Source organism: Pandoraea morbifera (assembly GCF_902459575.1).
GTDB classification, from domain to species: Bacteria; Pseudomonadota; Gammaproteobacteria; order Burkholderiales; family Burkholderiaceae; genus Pandoraea; species Pandoraea morbifera.
This window is the reverse complement of the sequence record NZ_CABPSD010000012.1, coordinates 1-16,704: the sequence shown is the minus strand read 5'-3', so window position 1 is coordinate 16,704 and position 16,704 is coordinate 1. Positions and strand designations below refer to the sequence as shown.

At 62.9% G+C, this 16,704-nt stretch carries 23 protein-coding genes and 1 tRNA gene; 22 read left to right on the top strand and 2 right to left on the bottom strand.

The window, feature by feature from the left end; genetic code table 11:
• The first annotated feature begins 1 nt into the window (after position 1).
• The 15 genes from PMO31116_RS18250 (at position 2) to tatC (ending at position 9,074) form a co-directional block, all read left to right on the top strand.
• On the top strand, positions 2 to 562 hold the full coding sequence (locus PMO31116_RS18250; RefSeq protein WP_150567962.1) for a hypothetical protein: 561 nt from the start codon (positions 2 to 4) through the stop codon (positions 560 to 562).
• A gap of 28 nt (positions 563 to 590) precedes the next feature.
• Positions 591 to 1,655 (top strand): histidinol-phosphate transaminase, encoded by a 1,065-nt coding sequence (hisC, locus tag PMO31116_RS18245; protein ID WP_150567961.1) that lies wholly within the window; start codon positions 591 to 593, stop codon positions 1,653 to 1,655.
• 28 nt (positions 1,656 to 1,683) lie between these two features.
• The gene (gene hisB / locus PMO31116_RS18240) at positions 1,684 to 2,271 is read left to right on the top strand and encodes an imidazoleglycerol-phosphate dehydratase HisB (RefSeq protein ID WP_023593887.1); all 588 of its coding nucleotides are present in this window, start codon (positions 1,684 to 1,686) and stop codon (positions 2,269 to 2,271) included.
• A 110-nt stretch (positions 2,272 to 2,381) separates the two neighbouring features.
• Positions 2,382 to 3,008: a MarC family protein gene (locus PMO31116_RS18235; RefSeq protein ID WP_023593888.1), complete on the top strand. Its 627-nt coding sequence runs from the start codon at positions 2,382 to 2,384 to the stop codon at positions 3,006 to 3,008.
• Positions 3,005 to 3,643 (top strand): imidazole glycerol phosphate synthase subunit HisH, encoded by a 639-nt coding sequence (hisH, locus tag PMO31116_RS18230; RefSeq protein ID WP_023593889.1) that lies wholly within the window; start codon positions 3,005 to 3,007, stop codon positions 3,641 to 3,643. Before PMO31116_RS18235 ends, hisH begins: the two co-directional genes overlap by 4 nt.
• On the top strand, positions 3,631 to 3,789 hold the full coding sequence (locus tag PMO31116_RS23770; protein WP_174971460.1) for a hypothetical protein: 159 nt from the start codon (positions 3,631 to 3,633) through the stop codon (positions 3,787 to 3,789). Before hisH ends, PMO31116_RS23770 begins: the two co-directional genes overlap by 13 nt.
• A 47-nt stretch (positions 3,790 to 3,836) precedes the next feature.
• Positions 3,837 to 4,586, top strand: coding sequence for a 1-(5-phosphoribosyl)-5-[(5-phosphoribosylamino)methylideneamino]imidazole-4-carboxamide isomerase (gene hisA / locus PMO31116_RS18225; protein WP_023593891.1), 750 nt, complete (start codon positions 3,837 to 3,839; stop codon positions 4,584 to 4,586).
• A gap of 38 nt (positions 4,587 to 4,624) precedes the next feature.
• Entirely contained in the window at positions 4,625 to 5,398 is a 774-nt protein-coding gene (gene hisF, locus PMO31116_RS18220) for an imidazole glycerol phosphate synthase subunit HisF (protein WP_023593892.1), read from the top strand.
• Positions 5,399 to 5,415: 17 nt separating this feature from the next.
• Positions 5,416 to 5,814 carry a phosphoribosyl-AMP cyclohydrolase gene (gene hisI / locus PMO31116_RS18215; RefSeq protein ID WP_150567960.1) on the top strand — a complete coding sequence of 133 codons (399 nt, stop codon included), beginning with the start codon at positions 5,416 to 5,418 and terminating at the stop codon, positions 5,812 to 5,814.
• 5 nt (positions 5,815 to 5,819) lie between these two features.
• A complete protein-coding gene (locus tag PMO31116_RS18210; RefSeq protein WP_023593894.1) occupies positions 5,820 to 6,176 on the top strand; it encodes a phosphoribosyl-ATP diphosphatase in 357 nt (118 codons plus the stop codon).
• 79 nt (positions 6,177 to 6,255) lie between these two features.
• Positions 6,256 to 6,687, top strand: coding sequence for a DUF4870 family protein (locus tag PMO31116_RS18205; RefSeq protein WP_246185366.1), 432 nt, complete (start codon positions 6,256 to 6,258; stop codon positions 6,685 to 6,687).
• A gap of 53 nt (positions 6,688 to 6,740) precedes the next feature.
• Entirely contained in the window at positions 6,741 to 7,115 is a 375-nt protein-coding gene (locus PMO31116_RS18200; RefSeq protein ID WP_150567959.1) for a histidine triad nucleotide-binding protein, read from the top strand.
• A gap of 307 nt (positions 7,116 to 7,422) precedes the next feature.
• Positions 7,423 to 7,668, top strand: coding sequence for a Sec-independent protein translocase subunit TatA (tatA, locus tag PMO31116_RS18195; protein WP_023593897.1), 246 nt, complete (start codon positions 7,423 to 7,425; stop codon positions 7,666 to 7,668).
• A 12-nt stretch (positions 7,669 to 7,680) separates the two neighbouring features.
• Entirely contained in the window at positions 7,681 to 8,223 is a 543-nt protein-coding gene (gene tatB, locus PMO31116_RS18190) for a Sec-independent protein translocase protein TatB (protein ID WP_150567958.1), read from the top strand.
• A gap of 65 nt (positions 8,224 to 8,288) precedes the next feature.
• The gene (gene tatC, locus PMO31116_RS18185) at positions 8,289 to 9,074 is read left to right on the top strand and encodes a twin-arginine translocase subunit TatC (RefSeq protein WP_150567957.1); all 786 of its coding nucleotides are present in this window, start codon (positions 8,289 to 8,291) and stop codon (positions 9,072 to 9,074) included.
• Between the two features lie 262 nt (positions 9,075 to 9,336).
• On the opposite strand, the gene PMO31116_RS18180 is transcribed toward tatC, so the two are convergent.
• The gene (locus tag PMO31116_RS18180; RefSeq protein WP_150567956.1) at positions 9,337 to 10,554 is read right to left on the bottom strand and encodes a Do family serine endopeptidase; all 1,218 of its coding nucleotides are present in this window, start codon (positions 10,552 to 10,554) and stop codon (positions 9,337 to 9,339) included.
• 18 nt (positions 10,555 to 10,572) lie between these two features.
• Between PMO31116_RS18180 and PMO31116_RS18175 the strand changes: the two genes are divergently transcribed.
• Positions 10,573 to 11,322 (top strand): Nif3-like dinuclear metal center hexameric protein, encoded by a 750-nt coding sequence (locus PMO31116_RS18175; RefSeq protein ID WP_150567955.1) that lies wholly within the window; start codon positions 10,573 to 10,575, stop codon positions 11,320 to 11,322.
• Between the two features lie 43 nt (positions 11,323 to 11,365).
• Here PMO31116_RS18175 and mscL read toward each other — a convergent pair whose 3' ends face one another.
• Positions 11,366 to 11,812: a large conductance mechanosensitive channel protein MscL gene (gene mscL / locus PMO31116_RS18170; RefSeq protein WP_150567954.1), complete on the bottom strand. Its 447-nt coding sequence runs from the start codon at positions 11,810 to 11,812 to the stop codon at positions 11,366 to 11,368.
• 414 nt (positions 11,813 to 12,226) lie between these two features.
• Between mscL and petA the strand changes: the two genes are divergently transcribed.
• The 6 genes from petA (at position 12,227) to PMO31116_RS18140 (ending at position 16,403) form a co-directional block, all read left to right on the top strand.
• On the top strand, positions 12,227 to 12,841 hold the full coding sequence (gene petA / locus PMO31116_RS18165) for a ubiquinol-cytochrome c reductase iron-sulfur subunit (protein ID WP_150567953.1): 615 nt from the start codon (positions 12,227 to 12,229) through the stop codon (positions 12,839 to 12,841).
• A 2-nt stretch (positions 12,842 to 12,843) separates the two neighbouring features.
• Positions 12,844 to 14,229, top strand: coding sequence for a cytochrome b (locus tag PMO31116_RS18160; protein WP_023593904.1), 1,386 nt, complete (start codon positions 12,844 to 12,846; stop codon positions 14,227 to 14,229).
• 31 nt (positions 14,230 to 14,260) lie between these two features.
• Positions 14,261 to 14,980, top strand: a complete 720-nt coding sequence (locus PMO31116_RS18155; protein WP_023593905.1) for a cytochrome c1 — start codon at positions 14,261 to 14,263, stop codon at positions 14,978 to 14,980.
• 83 nt (positions 14,981 to 15,063) lie between these two features.
• Positions 15,064 to 15,675, top strand: a complete 612-nt coding sequence (locus PMO31116_RS18150) for a glutathione S-transferase N-terminal domain-containing protein (RefSeq protein WP_150567952.1) — start codon at positions 15,064 to 15,066, stop codon at positions 15,673 to 15,675.
• A 74-nt stretch (positions 15,676 to 15,749) separates the two neighbouring features.
• Entirely contained in the window at positions 15,750 to 16,208 is a 459-nt protein-coding gene (locus PMO31116_RS18145; protein ID WP_023593907.1) for a ClpXP protease specificity-enhancing factor, read from the top strand.
• 119 nt (positions 16,209 to 16,327) lie between these two features.
• Positions 16,328 to 16,403 (top strand) — tRNA-Thr (locus PMO31116_RS18140).
• Positions 16,404 to 16,704 lie beyond the last annotated feature (301 nt).

Here is a 16,704-nt window from a genome sequence, read left to right as displayed (position 1 = left end):
CATGCGCGACGACGCCCTGCGGCCCGCGCCTTGTTCCACGACGCCGGAGACCGCCTGGCGTCGGATTCGCGCAATCGTGGCCTGCGATGTCCCCGGGCTTTCGCCGTCGACCCGCGCCACGCGGGCCATGTTGCGGGCCGTCGCCCTGGCGGCGCTCGGCATGACCGCCGGCACGGCCGCGCAAGCCGCGGGAAGCGATTGCCAGCACGCCACGTTCGAGGGCGCCTCGGTCGAGCGCATGACGGTCTGTGTGCGTCGGCAAGCGTTCGACAACGATGTCTATGTCCTGCGCCTTGACGGCAAGCCCGCGTTGCGCGGCACCGACGAGGAAGTGGGCCATGGCGTGTTCGGGCGCGTGGGCAACCGGCTGGTGGCCATGCGCTGCGAGGCCGAGGCATCGCCCGCCCGGGTGAGTCCGGGCGTCGCGCAGGCGCTCTCGTGGCAAACGGGCGTGCGCCTTCAGCGCATCACCGCGGCGCTCGGCAGCGTGGAAACCGGCCGCCGATGCACCGTCAAGATCGACGGTGCGGACGCCGGTCTGCTCACCTTCGCCTTCAACTGATTCGATTCGCCCGATCCTTCCTTTCGCCATGTCCGTCGACCAAGTGATTCGCCCCGACGTGCTCGCCATGAGCACTTACCCCGTGCCCGATGCCACCGGCTTCCTCAAGCTCGACGCGATGGAGAATCCGTATGGCTTGCCGCAGGGGTTGCGCACCGAACTGGGGCGACGCCTGGCCGACGTGGCGCTCAACCGCTATCCGGCACCGCGTCCGCAGGCGCTGCTGGAGAAACTCGCGCGCGCGATGGGGGTGCCGGCCGGGGCAAAGTTGCTGCTGGGCAACGGCTCCGACGAGATCATCAACATGATCGCGATGGCCACGGCCCGTCCGGGGGCCGCAGTGATTGCGCCGATGCCGGGCTTCGTCATGTACGAGATGTCGTCGCGCTTCGCCGGCATCGAGTTCGTGGGCGTGCCGCTGCGCTCCGATTTTTCGCTCGACGTGCCGGCGATGCTCGACGCCATCGCGGGGCATCCGGGCGCGGTGGTGTATCTGGCCTATCCGAACAACCCGACCGGCAACCTGTTCGCCGACCACGACATCGAGACCCTGGTGCGCGCGGCCGACCGTGGGCTGGTGGTGATCGACGAGGCCTATCAGCCTTTCGCGGGCAAGACGTGGATGCCGCGCCTGCCCGAATTCCCCAACCTGCTGGTCATGCGCACCGTCTCGAAGCTGGGCCTGGCCGGGATCCGGCTCGGCTACGTGGCGGGCGGCGCGCACTGGTTGGACCAGCTCGACAAGGTGAGGCCGCCCTACAACGTGAACGTGCTGACGCAGGCGTGTGCCGAATTCATGCTCGATCACCTCGACGTGCTCGACGCGCAGGCGGCTGAATTGCGTGCGCAGCGCGAGCGGCTGTCGGCCGCGGTGGCGGCGCTGCCCGGGGTGCACGTGTTCCCGAGCGACGCCAATTTCCTGCTGGTGCGTGTGCCGGATGCCGACAAAACGCACGCGGGGCTGCTGGCACACAAGGTGTTGATCAAAAACGTGGGTAAAATGCACGTATTGCTGGCCAATTGCCTCAGATTGACGGTCGGCACCCCCACGGAGAATACGGCCATGGTGCAAGCCCTGGCCGCATCGCTCTAATAAAGCCATACGACGAGAACTCACCATCATGCGCATTGCGGAAGTCGTTCGCGATACCAGCGAAACGCAAATACGCGTCAAGATCGATCTGGACGGCACCGGCCGCAAGACGCTCGATACCGGCGTGCCGTTCCTGGACCACATGCTCGACCAGATCGCGCGCCACGGCCTCATCGACATGGAAGTCGAGGCCAAGGGCGACACGTTCATCGACGATCACCATACGGTGGAAGACGTCGGCATCACGCTGGGCATGGCCGTTGCCAAGGCCATTGGCGACAAGAAGGGCATCGTGCGCTACGGCCACAGCTATGTGCCGCTCGACGAGGCGCTCTCGCGCGTGGTGATCGACTTCTCGGGCCGCCCCGGCCTGGAATTTCACGTGCCGTTCACACGCGCCCGCGTGGGCAACTTCGACGTCGACCTGACCATTGAATTCTTCCGCGGTTTCGTGAACCACGCCGGGGTGACGCTGCATATCGATAATCTGCGCGGCATCAACGCCCACCACCAGTGCGAAACGGTGTTCAAGGCGTTCGGTCGTGCCCTGCGCATGGCGGTCGAGATCGACCCGCGTGCGGCGGGCGTCGTGCCGTCGACCAAGGGAAGCCTGTAGACGTGAGACTCGCCGGCTGGCGCACAGCGCCGGCCGGATAGCCCGCCGGCCCGTGCCGGCGCCACTGCGACGCTTCACCGCCCGGCCGGAAGCCGGCGCCGTGTGCCCCAATGACGCTCGACGCCTTCAAGTTCTTCATTTCGCTGCTGGCCCTGATCAACCCGCTCGGGGCGATCCCGCTGTTCATCAGCCTGACGTCGTCGCAGACGCGCGAAGAGAAGCGTCATACGATCAGGATTGCGGCGATCGCCGTGGCGTTGGTCGTGGCGGGCTCGGGGCTGTTCGGCGAGGCGATCATCCGCTTTTTCGGCATTTCGATCGCGTCGCTCGAAGTCGGCGGCGGGATCATCATGCTGCTCATGGCGGTCAACATGATCAACGCGCAGACGGGGAACACCCGGGCCACGCCGGAAGAGCGTCATGAAGCCGAGGAGCGGCCGAACATCGCCGTGGTACCGCTGGCGATCCCGCTGCTCACCGGTCCGGGCACGATCAGTACCGTGATCATCTACTCGGGCCGTGCGCACGGCTGGGCCCAGGTGCTGGCGCTGGTGGCGATCGGCGTGGGGGTCGGCGCGGTTTGCTGGGTGGCGCTGCGCAGCGCCTCGCGCATCGAAGGCTGGCTCGGACGCACGGGCATCAACATCGGCACGCGTTTGATGGGGTTGATCCTCTCGGCGCTGGCCGTTGAATTCATTATGGATGGTTTGAAAATACTGCTGCCGGGTTTGAGATGAATAAGATTGCGATTGTCGACTACGGAATGGGCAACCTGCGCTCGGTCTACCAGGCACTGCGTGCGGCGGCACCCGAGGCCGACGTGAGCATCAGCAGCGACGCCGCCGAGATTCGGGCCGCCGACCGCGTGGTGCTGCCGGGGCAGGGCGCCATGCGCGACTGCATGGGCTGCCTGAACGAATCGGGGCTGCGAGAAGCGGTCGTCGAGGCTGCCGCCAGCAAGCCGATGTTCGGCGTGTGCGTGGGCGAGCAGATGCTCTTCGACATCTCGGACGAGGGCAACACGCCCGCGCTTGGCCTGTTGCCAGGCCGCGTGGTGCGCTTCGAGCTCGAGGGACAGTTGCAGGACGACGGCTCGCGCTTCAAGATCCCGCAAATGGGCTGGAACCGCGTTCGTCAAACGCGCAGCCACCCGATCTGGGCGGGCGTGCCCGACAACAGCTATTTCTACTTCGTGCACAGCTATTACGCCGTGCCCGCGAAGCCCGAACTGACGGTCGGCGAGACGGTCTATGGGGTGCCCTTTACCTGTGCGGTGGCCCAAGATAATATCTTCGCCACCCAGTTCCACCCGGAAAAGAGCGCCCAGGCCGGCCTGGCCCTGTATCGAAACTTTGCCCAGTGGAAGCCCTGATCGCGACGCGGGCGGCGCAATTGCGCTTCCCTGCCTTTCAGGGCGTGTCCTCTGTCACCGCTTATACTGTGTGTCATGTTGATGAATCCGAAGCCGATGTGCCGATGTCCGGCAAGGCGGGCGTCGGATTCGCGTTGTGCGCGTAAATCGCGAATTTCTTTTACTTCCCACTAGCGACGTTTCACGATTGCCTATGCTGCTCATTCCGGCCATCGACCTTAAAGACGGTCAATGTGTTCGCCTTAAACAAGGCGACATGGATCAAGCCACCGTATTCTCGGAGGACCCCGCTGCCATGGCCCGGCATTGGGTCGAGCAAGGCGCGCGGCGTCTGCACCTGGTGGACCTGAACGGCGCATTCGCTGGCAAGCCGCGCAACGAGGCGGCCATTCGGGCCATCATCCAGGAAGTGGGCGAGGACATCCCCGTGCAACTGGGCGGCGGCATTCGCGATCTCGGCACCATCGAGCGCTACCTCGACGACGGCCTGTCGTACGTCATCATCGGCACGGCGGCGGTGAAGAACCCCGGCTTCCTGCGCGATGCCTGCAGTGCGTTCGGCGGCCACATCATCGTGGGCCTGGACGCCAAGGACGGCAAGGTCGCGACCGACGGCTGGAGCAAGCTCACGGGCCACGAAGTGGTCGATCTGGCGCGCAAGTTCGAGGATTACGGCGTGGAGTCGATCATCTACACGGATATCGGCCGCGACGGCATGCTGCAGGGCATCAACATTGAAGCGACCGTGCGTCTCGCGCAGGCCGTGACGGTGCCGGTGATTGCCAGCGGCGGCCTGTCGAACCTGAACGACATCGACGCGCTGTGCAAGGTGCAGGATGAAGGCGTCGAAGGCGTCATCTGCGGCCGTGCGATTTACTCGGGCGATCTGAATTTCTCCTCGGCGCAAAAGCGCGCCGACGAGCTTACCGAAGGAGCGGCATAAGCGAGCCCGCGGCTGCGGCCGCCTCGCTTGCCAACATCATGGCTCTCCCCAAACGCATCATCCCGTGCCTGGACGTGACAGCCGGCCGCGTGGTCAAGGGCGTCAATTTCGTCGAACTCCGCGATGCGGGCGACCCCGTCGAAATCGCCCGCCGCTACGACGAGCAGGGCGCCGACGAACTCACGTTCCTCGACATCACGGCGACCTCCGACGGACGCGATCTCATCCTGCCGATCATCGAGGCGGTGGCCGCACAGGTCTTCATTCCGCTGACCGTGGGCGGCGGCGTGCGCGAGGTGGCCGACGTGCGCCGGCTGCTCAACGCCGGTGCCGACAAGATCAGCATGAATTCGTCGGCCGTGGCCAACCCGCAACTGGTCGCCGACGCCGCCGACAAGTACGGCTCGCAGTGCATCGTCGTGGCGATCGACGCCAAGCGCGTCTCGGCCGACGGCGAACCGCCGCGCTGGGAAGTCTTCACACATGGCGGGCGCAAGGGGACCGGGTTGGATGCAGTGGCCTGGGCCAAGCGGGTCGAGGCGCTTGGCGCCGGTGAAATCCTGCTGACCAGCATGGATCGCGACGGCACCAAGAGCGGCTTCGACCTGGCGCTCACGCGCGCGGTCTCCGACGCCGTCAACATCCCGGTGATCGCCTCGGGCGGCGTGGGGTCGCTGGCCGACCTGGCCAACGGCGTGACCGAGGGCCATGCCGACGCCGTGCTCGCCGCCAGCATCTTCCACTACGGCGAGCACACCGTGGGCGAAGCCAAGCGCTTCATGGCCGACAAGGGCATCTCGGTGCGGCTCTGAACGGGAATCGACGGATCATGACGCAAGACTGGCTGGACAAGGTAAGTTGGGACGCGCAGGGCCTCGTGCCCGTGATCGCGCAGGAGGTCGGCAGCAACGACGTGCTGATGTTTGCGTGGATGAACCGGGAGGCGCTCGTGCGCACGGTCGAGACCGGCGAGGCCGTCTACTACTCGCGCTCGCGCAAACGCCTGTGGCACAAGGGCGAGGAGTCGGGGCACGTGCAGAAGGTGCACGAGATCCGTCTCGATTGCGACGAGGATGTCGTGCTGCTCAAGGTCGAGCAGATCGACGGCATCGCCTGCCATACCGGCCGCCATTCCTGCTTCTTCCAGAAGTTCGAGGGCGGTGTCGACGACGGCCGCTGGGCCACGGTCGAGCCGGTGCTCAAAGACCCGCACAAGATCTACAAGTGACTGCCATGAACGATACGCTCGAGCGTGTTGCCGAAGTCATCGCCTCGCGTAAAGGGGGCGATCCCGACAAATCGTACGTTGCCCGCCTGTTCCACAAGGGCGACGACGCCATCTGCAAGAAGATCGGCGAAGAAGCGACCGAAGTCGTGCTCGCGGCCAAGGACATCCGAATTGGCGGCGCCGACAACCTGCGTCAGAAGCTCGTCAACGAAACGGCCGACCTGTGGTTCCATTGCATGGTGCTGCTGGCCCATCACGATCTGAGCCCGCAGGAAGTGCTCGCCGAACTGGCGCGCCGCGAGGGTCTGTCGGGCCTGGTCGAGAAGGCGCAACGCGGCACGCGCGGCGAACACGCCGACTGACCGACGTCCCCGGCCGCCGCACCGGCCAGCCCCGGCCGGCCAGGAGCGCCCCGCACAGGCTCACGCAAGGAGACGCCTCATGAACGATTCGCAATACCCGGGTTCGTCGGGCTCGCCCGGCAGCACGGACCATCCTTACGTGGTGAATACCACGCCGATCCAGAGCGCTCCGAGCGCCGAGCAGGAACGCGCGCTGCGCAAGCTCACGCATGTGCTCTACGCGCTCTATGCGCTGTTCTGGCTCACCGGTGGCGTGACTGCCATCGTGGCGATCATCATCAATTACATCAAGCGCGACGACGCCGCCGGCACGCTCTACGCGTCGCACTTCACCTGGCAGATCCGCACCTTCTGGTGGTCGGTTGTCTGGGGTGTGCTCGGCGTTGCGCTGGCTGTGGTGATGGTCGGTTTCGCGATTCTCTGGGTGCTTGGCATCTGGACGCTGTACCGAATCGTCAAGGGCTGGCTCTATCTGAACGACAACAAGCCCATGTACGCGGCGCGGCCCTGAGTGTCGGCGGCCACGCTTCGATCCATTCGAGAATGCGAGAGGAAGACACACGCATGACGCACGATAACTGCATCTTCTGCAAGATCGTTGCCGGGCAGATCCCGAGCACGCAGGTGTACGCCGACGACGACGTCGTGGTGTTCAAGGACATCAACCCGGCGGCCGACCTGCACCTGCTGATGGTGCCGCGCAAGCACATCGCCACGCTGCAGGACTGTCAGCCCGAAGACCAGGCGCTGGTGGGCAAGATGATGCTGCTTGCGCCGAAGCTCGCGGGCGAGCACGGCTACCGCTTCGACGGCGATGTGTCGAACGTCGACAGCAATGGGTTTCGCGTGGTGACGAACGTCGGGCCGGGAGGCGGGCAGGAGGTTTATCATCTCCACATGCACATTCTGGCCGGGCCTCGGCCGTGGAAGCGCATGTAAGCGAAGGAGGCCTGGACGGCTTCGGGCGGAAGCGGCCAGCGTAGACGGCAAATCGCCGCGCGATGCCACACGAATGTGCAGGTATGCCGCATTGGGCAATGTTTCAACAAACATTTATTTCTACCCGGTGCCCGGCCCGGTTACGATGCAGGACGTGACGCGCGATGTGCCACAATGGGGCACGTGGCTGCGGGCACGGGGGCAAGCACAGGGCGCCTGCCCGACGGCCGGGCGGTCGTCAGGCAACGCGGCTCGACAAGACCCCGTCGCGAGGCGGCAGGGGTAGGGAAACGCAAGGAGAGTGGTCATGGGTTCGTTGAGTATTTGGCACTGGCTGATCGTGCTGGTGATCGTGATGATGGTGTTTGGCACCAAGAAGCTGCGTAACATCGGCAGCGATCTGGGCGGTGCGGTCAAGGGCTTCAAGGACGGCATGAAAGAGGGCGAAGGCAATGCCCCGGCCAAGGAAGACCCGGCGGCTGCCAAGGAACTGCGCGATTCGACCACCATCGACGTGCAGGCCAAGGACGCGAGCAATCACAAGCAAGGCTAAGCCGGCGTCGACATGATCGATCTCGGCCTTTCCAAACTGATGCTGATCGGCGTGGTTGCGCTGGTCGTGATCGGTCCGGAGCGCTTGCCGAAGGTGGCCCGCACGGCGGGCGCCCTTTTTGGCCGCGCGCAGCGCTATATCAACGATGTGAAGGCGGAGGTGAGCCGCGAGATGGAACTCGACGAGCTGCGCAACATGCGCACGCAATTCGAGGACGCGGCCCGCAGCGCTCAGAACACGATTCAGAAGCAGTTGCATGAGCAGGAGGCGTCGCTCAACGACGCCTGGGCAAGTGCTACCGGGACTTCGACGGGCGAGGCGGCCGGCGGTGCTACGGACGCGGCGACCGGGTATTCGGACAGCTATCTCGGCGAGCCGGTGGTGACGTCGGGTGTGCGTGGGTCGACAAAGCGTCGCAACTGGCGCGTGCGCCGGGCTGCCACGCCGATGTGGTTCAAGCAGGCCAGCGCCACGCGTACCCGGGTCCAGTCGGGAGCGGCGCGCGTGGCGCGTCACACGCCGGCCAAACTGCGCCGACCCGTCAAGTTCTTCTGAGGCGCGGGCGCCACGAACTTCCTGTCATCTGGCACTGTGCCGGCTTCATTCCTGGATAAGTCGACGTGAGCGACGACAAGCAAATCCCCGAAGGGGGTACCGAAGAGACCTTCATCTCGCATCTGATCGAGCTGCGCAATCGCATCATTCGCGCGGGCGTTGCCGTGATCGTGGTGTTCCTGTCCCTGGTCTACTGGGCGCCGGACATCTTCCGCCTGTTCGCCCGTCCGTTGATGCAGTCGCTGCCCGCCGGCGGCAAGATGATCGTGACCGACATCACCGGCTCGTTCTTCGTGCCGATGAAGGTCACGATGATGGTCGCGTTCGTCATCGCACTGCCCGTGGTGCTGTACCAGATCTGGGCCTTCGTGGCGCCGGGGCTGTACCAGCACGAGAAGAAGCTGGTGATGCCGCTGGTAGTGAGCAGTTACCTGCTCTTCCTGCTCGGCATGGCGTTCGCCTACTTCCTGGTGTTCCCGACTGTGTTCCATTTCATGGCACACTACAACGCGCCGCTGGGCGCGGAGATGAACACCGATATCGACAATTACCTGAGTTTTGTGCTCACGATGTTCCTGTGCTTCGGGGTGACGTTCGAAGTGCCGGTCGTGGTGGTGGTGCTCGCGCGCATGGGCGTGGTGAGTATCGACAAGCTCAAGCAGATTCGTCCGTACGTGGTGGTGGGCGCATTTGTGCTGGCGGCCGTGGTGACGCCGCCGGACATCCTCTCTCAACTGATGCTGGCCGTGCCGCTTTGCATTCTTTACGAACTGGGTCTGGTGGCGGCGCGTCTGTTCGTCAAACAAGGCCAGCAGGCCGAAGAGAGCAGCGAAGGCAACGCGACCCGCTGAACGGGCGGGGCGCCGGGCCAAGGCAGGTTTGCCGCCGGGGCACCGGAGGCGATAAAAGCACGGGTTTCGCCCCGTGCTTTTTTGTTGCCCGTCGATGGTCCGGCTCGCGCGGCTGGGCAATCCGATGGCGCGGACGGCTCACGGCATATTCGAGGTACGCGCACGTGCACGCGATCGGGGCGTTCGCCGGTGCACAAACGAAAACGGCCGCGCCGAAGCGCAGCCGTTTGTCCTGCTGTGCGTTCGACGCCGCGGCGCGACGTCAATCGCTGCTGTTGTCGCCGGTGCCGTCATCCTCTTCCTGCGCCGGCCGCTTGGGCGGCGGCGGACGCTTGCCGATGACCACGCTCAGATCCAGTTCCTTCTTCTTGCGGGTAACGTGAATCTTGGCCTGCGCGCCCGGTTTGATCTGGGCGATGACGTTGAGCAGTTCGGTGGTGTCGCGAATCGACTCGTCGTTCACCTTGGTCAGGATATCGCCGGGTTGCACGCCGGCCTTGTCGGCCGGGCCGCCTTGCACCACCCCTGCGATGATGACCCCCGAGTCCTGCTGCAAGCCAAACGACTCGGCAATGTCGGACGTGATGTCCTGCGGCTCGACACCCACCCAGCCGCGCGTGACCGTGCCGGTCGTGATGATGCTCTCGAGCACCGAGCGCGCCGTCGACACCGGAATCGCGAAGCCGATCCCCATGTTCCCGCCGCTGCGCGAATAGATCGCCGTATTGATGCCCAGCAGATTGCCGTTCACGTCGACCAGCGCGCCGCCCGAGTTGCCCGGGTTGATGGCGGCATCCGTCTGGATGAAGTTTTCGAACGTGCTGATGTCGAGGTGGTTCCGGCCCAGGGCGCTGATGATACCCATCGTCACCGTCTGGCCCACGCCGAAAGGATTGCCGATGGCGAGCACCACGTCGCCCACGCGCACCTGGTCCATCCGACCGAGCGTGATGGCCGGCAGGTTGTCGAGCGTGATCTTGAGCACGGCCAGATCGGTTTCGGGGTCGCTGCCGACCAGCTTGGCGCGGGCCTTGCGGCCGTCCGCGAGGGCGACCTCGATCTCGTCGGCGCCGTCCACCACGTGATGATTCGTGAGAATATAGCCTTCGCTGCTCACGATCACGCCCGAGCCGAGGCTCGAGACCGGGTCTTGCCGCACCGTGCCGCCGCCGTCGCCGAAGAAGTACCGGAACAGCGGGTCATCGAGACGCGGGTCGCGGTTCTGCTTTTGCTCCTTGCTGGAAAAGATGCTGACGACCGCGGGCATGGCCTTCTGCGCGCCGTCGGCGTACGAGCCTGCGGAAGGCTTCTCGGACAGGCTTGGCCCGACCTCCTGCAAGGCGATGATCGGATTGGCCAGTTGCTTGCCGAACGAACCCTGGCGTTGCAGCCACTGCGGCTTGAGTGTGGCGATGATGAAGAGCAACGCAAGCAGCACGGTGACCGCTTGCGCGAACAGTAGCCAGAAGCGTCTGAGCATGAAAGAGCGAGACCTTATATGAATCGTGTAGAACTCGAATTGTATCTGAACGATACCCTGCAAATCGCGCAATTTCGCGATTACTGCCCGAACGGCCTACAGGTCGAGGGGCGCAGCGATATTCGCAGAATCGCCAGCGGCGTGACCGCCAGCCTGGCGTTCCTCGAGGCGGCCCGGGATTGGGGCGCGGATGCCGTTCTCGTCCATCACGGCTATTTCTGGAAGAACGAAGATGCCCGCATTACCGGGATGAAACGCAGGCGTCTCGGGGTGCTGATCGGCAACGACATCAATCTGTTTGCCTTTCACCTACCTCTCGACGCGCACCCGGAACTCGGCAATAACGCCCAACTCGGCAAGTTGCTCGGTTTCGCCGACGATGGCGGTCGTTTCGGTCCGGATCAGCTCGGATGGCTTGGCGCGCCGTCGCAGCCGACCACGCTCGCGGCACTGGCCGCCCACGTCGAGGCGAAACTGGGGCGCGTACCGCTGATGCTCGGAGCGCCGAACCGCGAAGTGCGCCGTGTGGCGTGGTGCACCGGCGGCGCGCAAGGCTTTTTCGAGGCGGCCATCGCGGCCGGCGCCGACGTGTACATCAGTGGCGAAGTGTCCGAGCCGACCCAGCATCTCGCGCTCGAGAGCGGGGTGGGGTACCTGGCGGCGGGCCATCACGCCACCGAACGCGGCGGCGCGAGGGCACTGGGCGAGCATCTCGCCAGCCGGTTCGGGCTCGAGCACAAGTTCTTCGACATGCCGAACCCGGCCTGAGCGGCGCCCGGCCGGCCCGACGACGTCCGGCGCGGTGCGCGCCTTAGCCGTTCTGCTTCTTGAGGCTGTCGCGGATTTCGCGCAGCAGGACGATGTCTTCCGGCGTGGGCGCCGGTGCGGCCGGGGCTTCCGGGGCGGGGCGCTTGAGTCGGTTGATCTGCTTGACCATCAGGAAAATGATGAAAGCGAGAATCAGGAAGTTGAGGGCGACGGTAATGAAATTACCGTACCCGAACACCGCCACGCCGGCCTTGGTGAGGTCGGCATAGGAGGTCGGGTTGCCCTTGAAGTCGGGGGGGATCGAGCCGAGCAGAATGAACTTGCTCGAGAAGTCCAGGCCACCGAAGATGGCGCCGACCAACGGCATGATGAGGTCCTTGACGACCGAATCGACGATCTTGCCGAAGGCGCCGCCGATGATCACACCGACGGCCAGATCGATCACGTTGCCCTTGACGGCAAATTCCTTGAATTCCGACATGAAGCTCATGCCATTCCTCCGCTGTTGTGATGAGTGTCCGGTGGATATCGCTTCGCCGGCACTCACGAATTGGCATTGATTGACCGGTGAAGTCTTGCGGGCTGTCAGGCGGCGGCCGGTTCGCGTCGGTCATTGTCACGCGATTGCCTCAGGCCCGCAGGCCCGATGTTATCAGGGCGCGACAATGAAAATGTTACTAATTGCGTGCGCACATCGGCGAAAGCGGCGATCATAGCGGTTCTCGTGCAGCATCCCAGAAGCGAAACCCCGGGTGTGCATCAGCCGCCCGCAGGGTACGTTAATCCTTTGAAAATACGCGAAAACCACTAGGAGACTGGGGCGTTTTGCCGTTGTTTCAGGCATTTACGCTCGCGTATGATTTAAGGTTGACGGAAATACCAAATCAACCGTGTGGGGCTTGTGATGAGTGACAATCAAGAAAAGGCCGTCGACAGTAGCCGCCGGAATCTGCTGATTGCAACGTCCGTAGCTGGAGGCGTGGGCGGCGTTGCAACGTTAGTTCCTTTCGTCAGTTCCCTTCAACCCTCGGAGCGCGCCAAGGCTGGCGGAGCGCCCGTCGAGGCCGATATCAGCGGCCTCCAGCCAGGCCAGATGATGACGGTGTCCTGGCGTGGTTTGCCGGTGTGGATTGTCAATCGCACCCCGGAGCAAATGGCTTCGCTATCCAAAGTGACTGCGGAACTGGCCGATCCGGACTCCAAGCAAACGTTTTCCTTCCCGATGCCCGACTATTGCAAGAATGCGTTCCGGGCGCGCGAATCGCGTAAGGAAATGCTTGTCGTGGTCGGCGTTTGCACCCATCTCGGTTGCATCCCTTCCGGGCCGTTTGGGGCCGACACCAATGCTGCGCTGGGCCATGACCCCGGTTTCCTTTGTCCGTGCCACGGCTCGACATACGACATGGCGGGTCGCGTGTTCAAGAACAAGCCGGCGCCAAAGAATCTCGACGTTCCTCGTTTCATGTTCGTGAACGACACCAAGATCGTGATCGGTAAAGACGAAAAAGGAGAAGCGTAATCATGGCCGCCGACAAACAGGTCGACACGACGGGCTTGCTGGGCTGGATCGATCGCCGGTTCCCGCTCACGCAGCTCTGGAGAGAGCACGCCTCCGAGTATTACGCACCCAAGAATTTCAATTTCTGGTACTTCTTCGGGTCGCTGGCCATGCTGGTGCTGGTGATCCAGATTCTCACCGGCATTTTCCTGGTGATGAACTACAAGCCCGACGCCAACCTCGCGTTCGCTTCGGTCGAGTACATCATGCGCGAGGTGCCTTGGGGCTGGCTCATCCGTTACATGCACTCGACGGGCGCCTCGATGTTCTTCGTGGTGGTGTATCTGCACATGTTCCGGGGGTTGCTGTACGGTTCGTACCGCAAGCCGCGCGAGCTGGTGTGGGTGTTCGGGTGCCTGATCTTCCTGTGCCTGATGGCCGAGGCGTTCATGGGCTATCTGCTGCCGTGGGGGCAGATGTCGTACTGGGGCGCGCAGGTGATCGTGAACCTGTTCTCGGCGATCCCTTTCATCGGTCCGGATCTGTCGCTGTGGATTCGCGGCGACTACGTCGTGTCCGACGCCACGCTCAACCGCTTCTTCGCGTTCCATGTGATCGCGATTCCGTTGGTGCTCATCGGTCTGATCGTGGCGCACATCATTGCGCTGCACGAAGTCGGCTCGAACAACCCTGACGGTGTGGAGATCAAGGACAAGAAGGACGCCAATGGCCGGCCGCTCGACGGCATTCCGTTCCATCCGTACTACACGGTCCACGACATCATGGGCGTGGGCGTGTTCCTGATGGTGTTCTCGGCGATCGTGTTCTTCGCGCCGACGATGGGCGGCTATTTCCTTGAAGCGAACAACTTCATTCCGTCCGATCCGCTCAAGACGCCGCCGCACATTGCGCCGGTGTGGTATTTCACGCCGTTTTATTCGATGCTGCGTGCCACCACGGACGACTTCAAGTACGTGTTGATGGGGCTGGCGGTGCTGGTGACGGCGGTCTGGTGGATCAAGGGCAAGGCGGCGGCGACCACGAAGGTGGCGGCGTCCGGCGGCGTGGTGTTGCTGCTGCTGGCCATGTACCTGACTGAGGCCAAGTTCTGGGGGGTGGTGGTGATGGGGGGCGCGGTGGTCACGCTGTTCTTCCTGCCGTGGCTGGATCACAGTCCGGTCAAGTCGATTCGTTACCGTCCGGGATTCCACAAGGTGCTTTTGGGTATTCTCGTCGTTGTTTTTGCGGTGCTGGGGTATCTGGGGATCCAGGAGCCGACGCCCGTGAAGACCGCCATTTCGCAGGTTGGCGCGCTGTATTACTTCGGATTCTTCTGGCTGATGCCGCTGTGGAGCAAGCGCGGCACCTTCAAGCCGGTGCCGGAGCGCGTGACCTTCGCGGCGCATTGAGCGCAAGTCAACGACGACTAGGGATATCAAGATGAGAAAACTGATGCTTATCCTGGCGCTCCTGAGTGGTTTCGCCGCGCCGGCCATGGCAGAAGAGGGGGCGAAGCTCGACACGGCGCCGAACCGGATCGACGATCTGGCGTCGCTGCAGCGCGGGGCGAAGCTGTTCGTGAACTATTGCCTGAACTGCCATTCGGCGGCGTCGATGCGTTATTCGCGCCTGAAGGATCTGGGGCTTTCCGAGGCGGAGATCAAGAATAATCTGCTGTTCACGACGGACAAGATTGGCGAGACGATGACCGTGGCGATGCGGACGGCGGATGCCAAGGCGTGGTTCGGCGTGGCCCCGCCGGACTTGTCGGTTGAGGCGCGGGCACGCGGGACGGACTGGCTGTATACCTACTTGCGGACGTTTTACCGTGACGACACGCGTCCGACGGGGTGGAACAACCTGGCGTATCCGAATGTGGGTATGCCCAACCCGTTCTGGCAGATGCAGGGTCAGCGGAGTTTGAAGCATGTGGAGGGGGCGGAGCATGGTCCGGCGCAGTTCGTGCAGATCACGCAGGGGACGATGAAACCGGTGGAATTTGATTCTGCCATGGCGGATTTGGTATCTTATCTGGATTGGATGTCGGAACCGGCGCAGCGAACGCGCCGGCAGTTGGGTGTCTGGGTTCTGTTGTTCCTGGGACTCTTTACGGTACTTGCCTGGCGCCTGAATGCGGCCTATTGGAAGGACGTGAAGTAAAATAACGTCTGTACGACGGGGCCAGGGTTTGGGAAGCGCCGATTTCCCGCCCCGGCCCCGTTGGTTTTTAAGGAAGACGCGCTATGATGGTTTTGTACTCGGGCACGACGTGCCCCTTCTCCCAGCGTTGCCGGCTGGTCCTGTTCGAAAAGGGCATGGATTTTGAAATCCGTGACGTCGATCTGTTCAACAAGCCGGAAGACATTGCGGTGATGAATCCGTACGGTCAGGTGCCGATTCTTGTTGAGCGCGATCTGATTCTGTACGAATCGAACATCATCAATGAGTACATTGACGAGTGCTTCCCGCATCCGCAGTTGATGCCGGCGGATCCGGTGCAGCGTGCCCGTGCGCGGTTGTTCCTGTTCAATTTCGAGAAAGAGCTGTTTGTGCATGTAAGTGCACTCGAGAACGAGAAGGGCAAGGCGGCCGAGAAGACGCATGAAAAGGCCCGCGCTTCGATTCGTGATCGTCTGACGCAGCTTGCGCCGATTTTCGTGAAGAACAAGTACATGTTGGGCGAGGAGTTTTCGATGCTCGACGTGGCGATAGCGCCGTTGCTGTGGCGTTTGGATCATTACGGCATTGAGTTGTCGAAGAATGCTGCGCCGTTGATGAAGTATGCCGAGCGGATTTTCAGCCGTCCGGCGTACATTGAAGCGCTGACGCCGTCCGAAAAGGTCATGCGTCGCTGATGCGTTGATATGCCCGCTGGCGAGGCGGCCCTGGAAGGATTTGGGTGGGCTTCGCGGCGGGAAGAGTTGGTTATATGCCGGAAACATCTACCAAGCCTTATCTTTTGCGCGCGCTGTACGAGTGGTGTACCGACAATGGGTACACGCCGTATTTGGCCGTGCATGTCGATGCCAGAACGCGAGTCCCGCGCGAGTTTGTGAAAGATGGCGAGATCGTGCTGAACATCAGCTTCGATGCCACGAGCGGACTGCAGATGGGCAACGACTTGATTGAATTCAGCGCCCGTTTCGGCGGCATTTCACAGAAGGTGGAAGTGCAGGTGTCGAACGTGCTGGCGATATATGCCCGGGAGAATGGACAGGGGATGGCGTTCCCGGTCGACAAGCAGGCAACTGCCGAAGAGGGGATCGAGTTGGAAGCTGTGCCGTCGGTGCAGGAGTCGGTCGACGAGGATCCGGATCCGACGCGTCCTGGCGGGAATGGTGCGACTGGCGGCAACGCCGGACGCGCACATCTGAAGGTGGTGAAGTAATTCGAGACGGCGGGCGCGAAGTTGGGCGATACACTGCGCACCAACGCTTGCCGTAGCGAGCGAATTTGCACCGACAGATAGCCGCAGTGACCGACGAATCGGTTACAATACACGACTTCGCCGGCTTAGCTCATCTGGTAGAGCAGTTGATTTGTAATCATCAGGTGGCGGGTTCGAGTCCTGCAGCCGGCACCAATTAAATCAAGGGGTTACAAGAGGAATCTTGTAACCCCTTGATCATTTCTATTCCCTGTGTAAGCGCTATGTAACCGATTTGCACCCTCATGGATCAATGAGTTTCCATGTGAAGTGTCGCAATGGAGGGCCAGGCGCGTGACAAACGCGGCAGCGCACGCCCAACGTTTAAAAGTGCACCGCAGGCCCCAATGACGCATAGCCCAAATCCTGGGGCATAAATCTGTAATGACCCAGCAGAACCTGCTCAGGTCAGGCGGCTAAAGCAAAAGCCTCGGCCGGGGTCATCATCTTCAGCGCT